The organism is Streptomyces sp. NBC_01260 (assembly GCF_036226405.1).
GTDB lineage: Bacteria > Actinomycetota > Actinomycetes > Streptomycetales > Streptomycetaceae > Streptomyces > Streptomyces laculatispora.
The window spans coordinates 5,194,142-5,205,403 of sequence record NZ_CP108464.1 but is presented as its reverse complement, the minus strand read 5'-3'; the positions used below and the strand labels follow the sequence as shown (position 1 = coordinate 5,205,403).

Below are 11,262 nucleotides of genomic sequence, written 5' to 3'. Positions count from 1 at the left end.
ACCAGCCACCCACCACCCCACCCTTACCGGGCGAGTTCACTGGGGCCGGCAACCGAAGGACGACCACGACGGCCGTACCTTCAGATACCCAACAGCGTGCCCGACCCGACCGATCACTCCCCACATTCCACGCCGAAGCAGTACTAGTGAAAAACAACCTGTCGTGCCGAATAGTCAACGTTCCACCCATGAGCAACCAGCACCGAACATTCGCCGGTGTACTGGCCTCTGACCCGGAAAACCGGGTAAGAAATGCTCCTTAGAAAGGAGGTGATCCAGCCGCACCTTCCGGTACGGCTACCTTGTTACGACTTCGTCCCAATCGCCAGTCCCACCTTCGACAGCTCCCTCCCACAAGGGGTTGGGCCACCGGCTTCGGGTGTTACCGACTTTCGTGACGTGACGGGCGGTGTGTACAAGGCCCGGGAACGTATTCACCGCAGCAATGCTGATCTGCGATTACTAGCAACTCCGACTTCATGGGGTCGAGTTGCAGACCCCAATCCGAACTGAGACCGGCTTTTTGAGATTCGCTCCGCCTCGCGGCATCGCAGCTCATTGTACCGGCCATTGTAGCACGTGTGCAGCCCAAGACATAAGGGGCATGATGACTTGACGTCGTCCCCACCTTCCTCCGAGTTGACCCCGGCAGTCTCCTGTGAGTCCCCATCACCCCGAAGGGCATGCTGGCAACACAGAACAAGGGTTGCGCTCGTTGCGGGACTTAACCCAACATCTCACGACACGAGCTGACGACAGCCATGCACCACCTGTACACCGACCACAAGGGGGGCACCATCTCTGATGCTTTCCGGTGTATGTCAAGCCTTGGTAAGGTTCTTCGCGTTGCGTCGAATTAAGCCACATGCTCCGCTGCTTGTGCGGGCCCCCGTCAATTCCTTTGAGTTTTAGCCTTGCGGCCGTACTCCCCAGGCGGGGAACTTAATGCGTTAGCTGCGGCACCGACGACGTGGAATGTCGCCAACACCTAGTTCCCAACGTTTACGGCGTGGACTACCAGGGTATCTAATCCTGTTCGCTCCCCACGCTTTCGCTCCTCAGCGTCAGTAATGGCCCAGAGATCCGCCTTCGCCACCGGTGTTCCTCCTGATATCTGCGCATTTCACCGCTACACCAGGAATTCCGATCTCCCCTACCACACTCTAGCCTGCCCGTATCGACTGCAGACCCGGGGTTAAGCCCCGGGCTTTCACAACCGACGCAACAAGCCGCCTACGAGCTCTTTACGCCCAATAATTCCGGACAACGCTTGCGCCCTACGTATTACCGCGGCTGCTGGCACGTAGTTAGCCGGCGCTTCTTCTGCAGGTACCGTCACTTTCGCTTCTTCCCTGCTGAAAGAGGTTTACAACCCGAAGGCCGTCATCCCTCACGCGGCGTCGCTGCATCAGGCTTTCGCCCATTGTGCAATATTCCCCACTGCTGCCTCCCGTAGGAGTCTGGGCCGTGTCTCAGTCCCAGTGTGGCCGGTCGCCCTCTCAGGCCGGCTACCCGTCGTCGCCTTGGTAGGCCATTACCCCACCAACTAGCTGATAGGCCGCGGGCTCATCCTTCACCGCCGGAGCTTTTAACCTTCCCCCATGAGAGGGAAAGTATTATCCGGTATTAGACCCCGTTTCCAGGGCTTGTCCCAGAGTGAAGGGCAGATTGCCCACGTGTTACTCACCCGTTCGCCACTAATCCACCCCGAAGGGCTTCATCGTTCGACTTGCATGTGTTAAGCACGCCGCCAGCGTTCGTCCTGAGCCAGGATCAAACTCTCCGTGAATGTTTTCCCGTAATCGGGATCACACACACGAGAGCGGAACAATCGAGTCGGAATAAGACCGATCGTTCACTATGTCCTCGCTATGTGCATTGCCTGGTAGAACCACTAATGTGGTCTGCCAGGACTTTCAAAGGAACCTCGAACCTGCCGAAGCAGGTCGGGGTATCAACGTATCTGGCGTTGACTTTTGGCACGCTGTTGAGTTCTCAAGGAACGGACGCTTCCTTTGTACTCACCACCAGAACATTTTCTGGGGCTTTCCTCCGGGCGCTTCCCTTCGGTCTTGCGTTTCCGACTCTATCAGACTCTTTCGTGTCCGATTCCCGGTCGAAGCGGGCCTCGCATTTTCGCTTTCCAGTTCTTCGCTTTCGCGCTTTCCCTTTCCGGCGGTTCCAACCTTACCAGACTCGATCTCGTTCCGTTTCCGGTTCGAATTCGATTTCCAGTGGCCGTTGAAGTGGCCTTGCCTTTCGGCTGATCCGACTTTATCAGAAGCAGTTCGGCCGAACTAATCGGCTTCCCGATCCAAAGAGTGGGAATCAATGGCTCTGCGGAAATTCAATTTCCGGTGAGAGCGAGATGACGCTAACTGCTGGGCCCGAACTTGTCCAGTTCGAGGCAACCGTTCTAATCTACCTCCCCCAGTCCGCCGTGTCAACGGTTTTTTGGGGCGAGGAGGAGACTAGCAGGTCGGGAGAGGCCTACGCACATCAGGCGGCAACCGGGAGTTCGGCGCTCCGTTCGGAGTCGGCAATGTCGCCGGCGTCGCCGGTTCCGGCCGCGCGGCCGCCCAGGATGTAGACGTAGGCGAGGAAGGCCAGCTCGGCGGCGATTCCGATGGCGATACGGGCCCATGTCGGGAGGCCCGACGGGGTGACGAAGCCTTCGATGACACCCGAGACGAACAGGATCAGGGCCAGGCCGATGGCCATGCCGATCGCGGCGCGGCCCTGCTGCGCCAGAGCTGTGCGCCGGGTGCGGGGGCCGGGGTCGATGACCGTCCAGCCCAGGCGGAGACCGGTGCCGGCCGCCACGAAGACGGCGGTGAGTTCGAGCAGTCCGTGCGGAAGGATCAGGCCGAGGAACATGTCGAGCCGGCCGGCCGAGGACATCAGTCCGATACCTACCCCGAGGTTGAGCACGTTGAGGAACAGGATCCAGATCACCGGGACGCAGAGGAATGCGCCCAGCACCAGGCACATGGCTGCGGCCTGGGCGTTGTTCGTCCAGACCTGGGCGGCGAACGAGGCCGCGGGATGGCTTGAGTAGTAGGTCTCGTACTCCCCGCCAGGACTGGTCATGCGGCGGAGGTCTTCGGGGGCGGCGATGGCCGACTGGACTTCCGGGTGGGTACCGATCCACCAGCCGATCAGCGCGGCCAGGAGCGTGGAGAGGACGGCCGTGGGTATCCACCAGTGCCTGGAGCGGTAGACCGCCGCGGGAAATCCTGCCGTGAGGAAGCGCGCGGCGTCGCGCCACGAGGCGCGACGGGTGCCGGTCACCGTGGAGCGGGCCCGGGCCACCAGTTGCGTGAGGCGCGCGATGAGCAGCGGGTCGGGAGCGCTGGACTGGATCAGGGAGAGATGGGTTGCCGTGTGCTGGTAGAGGTCGACGAGTTCGTCGGCTTCCGCGCCTGTGAGCCTGCGCCCGCGGTGCAGGAGGTGATCCAGGCGGTCCCACTCACTGCGGTGGGCGTTGACGAAGACGTCGAGGTCCATGGTCGGCTGCTGCTCCAGGCATGGGTGCGTACGGGTCCGTACTGCTGCGGCGCGTTTGCGGGTCAGCTTGGCAGACTGTGGCCCCGAGGGGCAGGGATGGTCGGCGAAGGGTGGGCGGCGATGAGTGAGCTCGTGACCGGGGACGCGGTCGTGCTGGGGCTGCGGCCGGCGAAACTGCCGAGCCGTGCGCTGGCTCTGGCCATCGATCTGGTGGTGGTGGGGACGGCGTTCGTCCTGGTGTCGGTCGGCCTGGCCGTGGCGACGGCCTCCCTGGACGGGGCAGCATCCGCCGCCGTCTCCGTGGCGACGTTCCTGCTGGTGCTGGTGGGAGCACCGATAGCGGTGGAAACGCTCAGCCACGGCCGTTCACTGGGGAAGCTGGCGTGCGGGCTGCGGGTGGTGCGGGACGACGGGGGGCCGATCCGGTTCCGGCACGCGCTGGTGCGTGGGGCGATGGGTGTCGTGGAGATCCTCATGACACTCGGGGTGGTCGCCTCCATCGCATCGCTCGTGTCGGCGCGTGGGAGGCGGCTCGGGGATGTCTTCGCGGGGACGCTCGTCGTACGGGAGCGGCTGCCGGCGGGCCGGGCAGCCACTGTTCCGCCCCCGCCGCCCTGGCTGGTGGGACGGTTCGCCGGGCTGGATCTGTCGGCGGTTCCGGACGAACTGTGGCTGGCGGTGCGCCAGTACCTGACGCGGATGCACCAGTTGGACGCCGAGGTGGGCCGGACCATGGCCGGTCGGCTGGCCGGAGAGCTCGCCGGGTGGACCGGGGTTCCGGCTCCGGTGGGCGTGCCCGCCGCCGCGTACCTGGCGGCCGTGGTGAACGAACGGCAGACTCGGGACGCGCACCGGATGCTCGCCGCTTCTGTGAGTGAGCGGATGTGGGGCTCGGAGACTGCCCCTGCTGTCCCTGGTGCCCCTGCTGCTCACCCGGTGCCTGTGGCACCCGCGACGCCTGGGGCACTTGGGGCACCTGTTCGGCCTGCGGGGCCCGGGGATGCCGCGGCTCCCCGGGCGGACCGGGCGCGTCCGCCCGCTACCGGGTTCGCTCCGCCCGCCTAGAGCCGTCGTCCCGCCTGATCCGCCGCGTCAGCAACCCTGCGGGGGCACTACGCCTAGCGGGTCGAGGGCGGGGATTCCAGCTCTTCGAGCTCGATGCCCGGGGCCGAGAGGACGACGTCGCCGGCGATGTGGATGGTGTGCTGCTCGCCGGTGTCCAGGGCGTTGACCTGGTATTCGTCCACGGTCAGGGGGCCGTTGTCAGTGGCGTGCGCTTCACTGTTCACCAGGGCCCAGGACTGGTCGACGGTACGGGGGGCGAGGACCGGATCCGTGAAGGCGACGACGCGGAGACGGGTCGCGGGGGAATCGGGGGTGAGGCGCAGCAGGCGTGCGGTCGCGATGAGGAAGGCGGGGGAAGTGCCGGTGAAGGTGTGGGCGCGGACATTGCCTTCGTTGGCGTGAGTGCCGGTCGGATCGGTGCGGACCCAGGTGACGCCTTCGAGGGCGGCGCCGCGGATCTGCCAGCTCGCGGCGTGGAGTTCGAGACGGATCGGGCGGCCGAGTTCGTCCAGGGTGAGATCGATGGATCCGAGGTGGTCGCCGGACGGGGCGGTCGTCTGGGAGACATAGCGCCAGCCGGAGGGGCCGGGGGCGCAGTGGAAGTGCTCTTCACCGAGGGGGGTGTGGTCGTGGAGATCGTGGAGCGAATAACGGCCGCGGGGCATGGGGTCCTTCGGGTTCCTCGGGCTGTGCGGGTGCGGTACGGCGCAGGCCCCCGACACGGGGGTGCGGGGGCCTGCGTTCGTAGCTGCTGCGCTGCGCTGCTGCTGAGTCACCGGGCCTGCTGACGCTGTCGCGTCCGCGGGTTCCGGGCCGGGGGCCGCGGGGTCTGCCGGTGGCCGGTTGTCACTGGCCGGTTGTCACTGGCCGGTCGTGCCGGTGACCGGTCACCGGCGGCCCGCCGCGGTTACGGGATCAGTAGCGGTAGTGGTCGGACTTGTACGGGCCGTCGACCTCGACGCCGATGTAGGCGGCCTGCTCGGGGCGGAGCGTCGTGAGCCTCACTCCGAGCGCGGCGAGGTGGAGGCGGGCGACCTTCTCGTCGAGGTGCTTGGGCAGCACGTAGACGTCGGTCGGGTACTCCTCGGGCTTGCTGAACAGCTCGATCTGGGCCAGGGTCTGGTCCGCGAACGAGTTGGACATGACGAACGAGGGGTGGCCCGTCGCATTGCCCAGGTTCAGCAGGCGGCCCTCGGACAGCACGATGAGGACCTTGCCGTCGGGGAACGTCCAGGTGTGGACCTGCGGCTTGACCTCGTCCTTGACGATGCCGTCGATCCTGGCGAGGCCGGCCATGTCGATCTCGTTGTCGAAGTGGCCGATGTTTCCGACGATGGCCTGGTGCTTCATCCGGGCCATGTCGCCGGCCATGATGATGTCCTTGTTGCCCGTCGTGGTGACGAAGATGTCGGCCTGCTCGACGACGTCGTCCAGGGTCGCCACCTGGTAGCCGTCCATCGCCGCCTGCAGGGCACAGATCGGGTCGATCTCCGTGATGATCACCCGGGCGCCCTGGCCGCGCAGGGACTCCGCGCAGCCCTTGCCCACGTCGCCGTAGCCGCAGACGACGGCGGTCTTGCCGCCGATCAGGACGTCGGTGGCGCGGTTGATGCCGTCGATCAGCGAGTGGCGGCAGCCGTACTTGTTGTCGAACTTCGACTTGGTGACCGCGTCATTGACGTTGATCGCCGGGAACAGGAGGGTGCCGTCGCGGTGCATCTCGTACAGCCGGTGCACACCGGTGGTGGTCTCCTCGGTGACACCGCGGATCTCGGACGCCAGCTGGGTCCACTTCTGCGGGGCCTCGCCGAGGGTGCGGTTCAGCGTGGTGAGGATGTGGGCGTACTCCTCGCTGTCCGCGGTCGACGGGTCCGGGGCCGCTCCGGCCTTCTCGAACTCCACGCCCTTGTGGACGAGGAGGGTGGCGTCGCCACCGTCGTCGAGGATCATGTTCGGCCCGCCGGTGGGGGTGTTCGGCCAGGTCAGGGCCTGCTCCGTGCACCACCAGTACTCCTCGAGCGACTCGCCCTTCCAGGCGAAGACGGGGACGCCGGCGGGGGCGTCCGGAGTGCCGTTCGGACCGACCGCGATGGCCGCGGCCGCGTGGTCCTGGGTCGAGAAGATGTTGCAGGAGGCCCAGCGGACCTCGGCGCCGAGGGCGACCAGGGTCTCGATCAGCACGGCCGTCTGCACGGTCATGTGCAGCGAACCGGTGATGCGGGCGCCGGCCAGCGGCTGCGTGGCGACGTACTCCTTGCGGATCGACATCAGGCCGGGCATCTCGTGCTCGGCCAGGGTGATCTCCTTGCGGCCGAAGGCTGCGAGGGAGAGGTCGGCGACCTTGAAGTCCTGTCGATTGGTGACCGTCGTCATAACGGGCTGCTCCTCGTGATGGGTCGAGGGTGGGTGGGCGGCTCTGCGGCGTCGGGCACACGAATGCCCGAGCTACTCGCAGCGCAGTCCGTCGGAGGCCCTCTCTCCCTCGGCCGGTCCGTGGATACGGACCGATCGACCGCCATCAGCAGCGACGTCTGGCACTGCCGTCGAATCTACACCGAACGGCCCAGCCGCTCCCAGCCCACCGGGTCCGGGAGCGGCCTCGAAGGCGCGTCAGGTAAGTTCAGTGGCCGGTTTCCGTCGGGTCGGCCGGGGGCTCGGGGGCCTTGTCGGGTGCGGATGCGGACGCGTTGGCTGGGGGTTCGGCGGCCACGGCGGTTGATCCGCCCGGGCCGTTGGCCGAGTCCTTGGCCGGGTTGGTGCCGGACCGGGCCGCAGCCTCGTTGTAGATGTCCGGTTCCAGGTAGATGACCCGGGCGATCGGGACCGCTTCGCGGATGCGGGACTCGGCGGCGTTGATGGCGTTGGCGACCTCGGTGGCCGTGTCGTCGTGCTGGACCGCGATCTTGGCGGCGACCAGCAGCTCTTCCGGGCCGAGATGGAGCGTACGCATGTGGATGATGCCGGTGACGGTGTCGCCGTCCACGACCGCGGCCTTGATCTTCTCGACCTGGTCGGTGCCGGCGGCCTCGCCGAGCAGCAGGGACTTGGTCTCGGCGGCCAGGACGACGGCGATCACGATCAGCAGGATGCCGATGCAGAGGGTGCCGATGCCGTCCCACACCCCGTCACCGGTGCCGACGGCCAGGCCCACGCCGCCGAGGGCGAGGACCAGACCGATGAGCGCGCCGAAGTCCTCCAGCAGCACGACGGGGAGTTCGGGGGCCTTCGCGCGGCGGATGAACTCGGTCCAGGACAGCGCGCCGCGGGTCTCGTTGGACTCCTTGATGGCCGTACGGAAGGAGAAGCCCTCGGCGATGATCGCGAAGACCAGTACACCGACCGGCCAGTACCAGGCCTCGATCTCGTGCGGGTTCTTGATCTTCTCGTAGCCCTCGTACACCGCGAACATGCCACCCACCGAGAACAGCACGATGGAGACGAGGAAGGCGTAGATGTAGCGCTCGCGCCCGTACCCGAAGGGGTGCTGGGGGGTGGCCTCGCGCTTGGCCTTCTTGCCGCCGAGCAGCAGCAGCCCCTGATTGCCCGAGTCGGCGAGCGAGTGGACGCTCTCCGCGAGCATCGACGACGAGCCACTGAACAGGAACGCCACGAATTTGGCCACCGCGATCGCGAGGTTGGCGCCGAGCGCCGCCACGATCGCCTTGGTTCCGCCTGACGCACTCATGGGTGCCTGGTGTCCCTTCGTTGGGTGCTGCGGCTCCGGCAGCCGCGGTACGGCCGGACATTGTTGCAGTCCATGGTGCGGACGGTACGTCAGGCCACCACAGTGGCACGGAACAGCGTGCCCGCACCGGACACTTCGGCCTTCTCCCCGGCCGGTACGAAGACCGAGTCGCCGGGTACGAGGCCGAGTTCGCCGGCCCGTGGCGCGCCCGCCGTGCAGAGCAGGATCTGGGGGGTGGCCGCGGTCACGTCGACGGGGTCGGCGCCCGGTGAGAGGTCGAAGCGGGAGAGCCGGAACTCGTCGACCGGCGTCTCGTACAGCTCCTCACCGGACGGGGAGGCCTCGGGGCGCAGGATCCCGGGATCGGTCGCCTCGAAACGGACGATGCGCAGGAGCTCGGGTACGTCGATGTGCTTGGGCGTCAGTCCGCAGCGCAGCACGTTGTCCGAGTTGGCCATGATTTCGACGCCGAGGCCGTCGAGGTAGGCGTGCGGGACTCCGGCGCCGAGGAACAGCGCCTCACCGGGCTGGAGTTGCACGTAGTTCAGCAGCATGGCCGCGATGACGCCCGCGTCGCCCGGGAAGTGGTGGGCGATGCGCGCGTACGGGGCGTACGCGCCGCCGAGCCGTTCCGCGGCGGCTGCCGCGGCGGTCACCGTCTCCGCCATCCGTGCCGGGTCCGCGGTGAGGATCGCCGTGAGGACCTCGCGCAGCGCGGCCTCCTCCGGGTGGGCGCGGAGCAGATCGGCGTACGGCTTGAGGGAGTCGACGCCCAGCCCCTCCATCGCCTCCGCCGCCTCGGTGGGCCGGCGGAAGCCGCACAGCCCGTCGAAGGGGGTGAGGGCGCAGATCAGTTCGGGCTTGTGGTTGGCGTCCTTGTACGTGCGGTGGGGGGCGTCGATCGGGACGGACCGGCGCTCCTCGTCCGCGTAACCCTGCTGCGCCTGGGCGAGGTCGGGGTGGACCTGGAGGGAGAGCGGGGCTCCGGCGGCGAGCAGCTTGAGGAGGAAGGGGAGGCGGGGGCCGAACTTCTCGACGGTGGCCGGGCCGAGTTCACCGACGGGGTCGGCGGCGATCACGTCGGTGAGGGGGTGCTCGGTGGTGGGCTGCGGGGTGCCGGGCCTCGCGTCGGGCGGGGTGCCGGGGCCGGGGCGGGATATCCGGGAGGGGGCTCCGGGATGGGCGCCCATCCACATCTCGGCCTGGGGTTCGCCGGTGGGGGCGACACCCAGCAGGGCGGGGATGGCTGTGGTGGAGCCCCAGGCGTACGGGCGCACGGTGTTGGAGAGCCGGTCCATGGAGTTCGTCCTCGTGCTTTGTGGGATGCGTGGATCTTGTTGGGTGCGGCGTGGAACTCGGGGGTGCCCGGAGCTCAGGGGGGAGAGCTCCGGAAGTGTGTGGGCCCTGCGGCGGGCGTGAAGTCCGGTGTCCCGCTGTGCTGCGGCGTGGTGGTTCAGACGCGGGCTTCCGAGGCGAGGGCCAGGTAGACGGCCGCGAAGTCGGTGACCGCGAGGAGTTCGGCGAGGGCTTCGAGTGTGCTGCCCTCCTCCGGTTCGAGTTCGCTGATCGCCGTCTCGTGCCCCAGGGCGAGTTCGCGGGCCGCGGGGGCCGCGCTCAGGCCGCCGGTGGGCCGGTCCCGGAGCAGGACGACCCGGGCGTGCAGGGCCTCCGGCTCGTCGACCCGGTCGCGGAAGAACTCGTCGGGGTCCGCTCCGGCGGCGAAGGCCCCGGCCAGCAGTCCCCCGTGGGCGGGAAGCGCCTCGGGGAGTTCGGCCGCGAGGGCGGGGCGGCCCGAGAGCTCGGCCAGGACCGCGGCGAAGCGGCGTCCGACCGGGGCCGCGGCCTCGCCCTCGGTCCAGACGAGAGGGAGGCTGTCCGCGAGTTCGGCGGCCAGGGTCTTGGCCGGATTGCTGTACGTGGCAATGGCGGGCCCACAGCGTTGCGCCGTGCGGTCCAGGCGGTCGGCGACGCTCTGCAGCGTCTCCGGGGGCGCGGTGACCAGGCCGACGCGGTCGAGCAGCGCGAGCAGCGGGGTGAACAGTGCCCAGAGGGTGCCCGGGCCTGCGGCCGATGTCTCGGCGTCGTACTCGCCGTGCGGGGCGGAGGCCATCGGTACGACGAGGCCGTGCACGCCGTCGACCGCCTCGCGCAGCGGTGACTGCCGGGGCGCGACGGCCACGACGGTGCAGCCGCGGCGGTACGCCTGCTCGGCGACGAGGGCCAGGCCGGGTTCGGAGCCGTCCGCCGTGGCGATGAGCAGCAGGTCGAGGGAGCCGGCCCAGCCGGGCAGCGTCCAGCGCAGCGCGCCCGCGGCGGGGGCGACGCCGGTGGGGCGGATGCGCGTGACCGGTGCGGAGGCCCCGGCGAGGGCGCCGATCAGGTCGGCTACGCCGGATGCGGCGGTGCCGGAGCCTGCGACCAGGACGGCGCGCGGACGGCCCTGCGGGTTCAGCTCGGCGATTCCGGCCTCCGTCGCGTGCCGGGCGGCGGCGCGGACCCTGGCCCCGGCCTCGGCGGCGCCGCGCAGCAGACCGCGGCGGTCGGCTCGGGCCAGGGCTTCCGGGGCGTCGAGCAACGACTCGTCGAGCATGGGGACGGTCCTCCGATCACGCGCTGATCACCGTGCGGGGTGTGGGGCCCGGTTACGCGGGGCGGCGGGCCTCGTCGACGAGGAGGACGGGAATGCCGTCCCGTACCGGGTAGGCCAGGCCGCAGTCCTTGCCCGTGCAGACCAGTTCGGGGCTGTCGGCCGCCGACCGGTCGTCGAGGGGGGAGTGACAGGCCGGGCAGGCCAGGATCTCCAGGAGGCCGGCTTCGAGCGGCATGGGGTGGGTCCCTTCGGGCGGGCGTGGGCGCGTCTTGTTTTTGATCTTGATCGTGCTTGTGTACTTGTTCAGGGGTCGGGCGACGTCAGCCTACCGCCGGGGTGGTGGGGGCGCGGCCTGGCCGGGTGCGCGGAAGTGCGGTGTGGCGCGATGCGACGGGCGAGGGGGCGGGGCGCCTGC

General features: G+C 68.3%; 8 protein-coding genes and 1 rRNA gene. 1 reads left to right on the top strand and 8 read right to left on the bottom strand.

Annotated features, from left to right (window positions below; all coding sequences use genetic code 11):
* Positions 1-263: 263 nt before the first annotated feature.
* Both OG322_RS23135 and OG322_RS23130 read right to left on the bottom strand, forming a co-directional pair.
* Positions 264-1,789, bottom strand: a 16S ribosomal RNA gene (locus OG322_RS23135).
* A gap of 710 nt (positions 1,790-2,499) precedes the next feature.
* Complete coding sequence (locus OG322_RS23130) at positions 2,500-3,507, bottom strand: stage II sporulation protein M (RefSeq protein ID WP_329306867.1); 1,008 nt, start codon at positions 3,505-3,507, stop codon at positions 2,500-2,502.
* A gap of 120 nt (positions 3,508-3,627) precedes the next feature.
* Between OG322_RS23130 and OG322_RS23125 the strand changes: the two genes are divergently transcribed.
* Positions 3,628-4,572, top strand: a complete 945-nt coding sequence (locus OG322_RS23125; protein WP_266411869.1) for an RDD family protein — start codon at positions 3,628-3,630, stop codon at positions 4,570-4,572.
* A 53-nt stretch (positions 4,573-4,625) separates the two neighbouring features.
* Here OG322_RS23125 and OG322_RS23120 read toward each other — a convergent pair whose 3' ends face one another.
* From OG322_RS23120 to OG322_RS23095, 6 genes are all read right to left on the bottom strand, one after another.
* The gene (locus OG322_RS23120; RefSeq protein ID WP_124284155.1) at positions 4,626-5,237 is read right to left on the bottom strand and encodes a hypothetical protein; all 612 of its coding nucleotides are present in this window, start codon (positions 5,235-5,237) and stop codon (positions 4,626-4,628) included.
* Between the two features lie 250 nt (positions 5,238-5,487).
* Positions 5,488-6,945: an adenosylhomocysteinase gene (gene ahcY, locus OG322_RS23115; RefSeq protein ID WP_123459681.1), complete on the bottom strand. Its 1,458-nt coding sequence runs from the start codon at positions 6,943-6,945 to the stop codon at positions 5,488-5,490.
* A 247-nt stretch (positions 6,946-7,192) separates the two neighbouring features.
* Positions 7,193-8,257, bottom strand: a complete 1,065-nt coding sequence (locus OG322_RS23110) for a cation diffusion facilitator family transporter (RefSeq protein ID WP_241199989.1) — start codon at positions 8,255-8,257, stop codon at positions 7,193-7,195.
* A gap of 89 nt (positions 8,258-8,346) precedes the next feature.
* Entirely contained in the window at positions 8,347-9,555 is a 1,209-nt protein-coding gene (gene manA, locus OG322_RS23105) for a mannose-6-phosphate isomerase, class I (RefSeq protein WP_329306866.1), read from the bottom strand.
* A 155-nt stretch (positions 9,556-9,710) separates the two neighbouring features.
* On the bottom strand, positions 9,711-10,847 hold the full coding sequence (locus OG322_RS23100; protein WP_123459684.1) for an SIS domain-containing protein: 1,137 nt from the start codon (positions 10,845-10,847) through the stop codon (positions 9,711-9,713).
* A gap of 52 nt (positions 10,848-10,899) precedes the next feature.
* On the bottom strand, positions 10,900-11,082 hold the full coding sequence (locus OG322_RS23095; RefSeq protein WP_018552946.1) for a Trm112 family protein: 183 nt from the start codon (positions 11,080-11,082) through the stop codon (positions 10,900-10,902).
* Positions 11,083-11,262 lie beyond the last annotated feature (180 nt).

What these genes read in the sequence shown, in the direction of transcription:
- OG322_RS23130 (WP_329306867.1), bottom strand. Translation starts at nt 3,507, where the DNA reads ATGGACCTCGACGTCTTCGTCAACGCCCACCGCAGTGAGTGGGACCGC.
- OG322_RS23125 (WP_266411869.1), top strand. Translation starts at nt 3,628, where the DNA reads ATGAGTGAGCTCGTGACCGGGGACGCGGTCGTGCTGGGGCTGCGGCCG.
- OG322_RS23120 (WP_124284155.1), bottom strand. Translation starts at nt 5,237, where the DNA reads ATGCCCCGCGGCCGTTATTCGCTCCACGATCTCCACGACCACACCCCC.
- ahcY (WP_123459681.1), bottom strand. Translation starts at nt 6,945, where the DNA reads ATGACGACGGTCACCAATCGACAGGACTTCAAGGTCGCCGACCTCTCC.
- OG322_RS23110 (WP_241199989.1), bottom strand. Translation starts at nt 8,257, where the DNA reads ATGAGTGCGTCAGGCGGAACCAAGGCGATCGTGGCGGCGCTCGGCGCC.
- manA (WP_329306866.1), bottom strand. Translation starts at nt 9,555, where the DNA reads ATGGACCGGCTCTCCAACACCGTGCGCCCGTACGCCTGGGGCTCCACC.
- OG322_RS23100 (WP_123459684.1), bottom strand. Translation starts at nt 10,847, where the DNA reads ATGCTCGACGAGTCGTTGCTCGACGCCCCGGAAGCCCTGGCCCGAGCC.
- OG322_RS23095 (WP_018552946.1), bottom strand. Translation starts at nt 11,082, where the DNA reads ATGCCGCTCGAAGCCGGCCTCCTGGAGATCCTGGCCTGCCCGGCCTGT.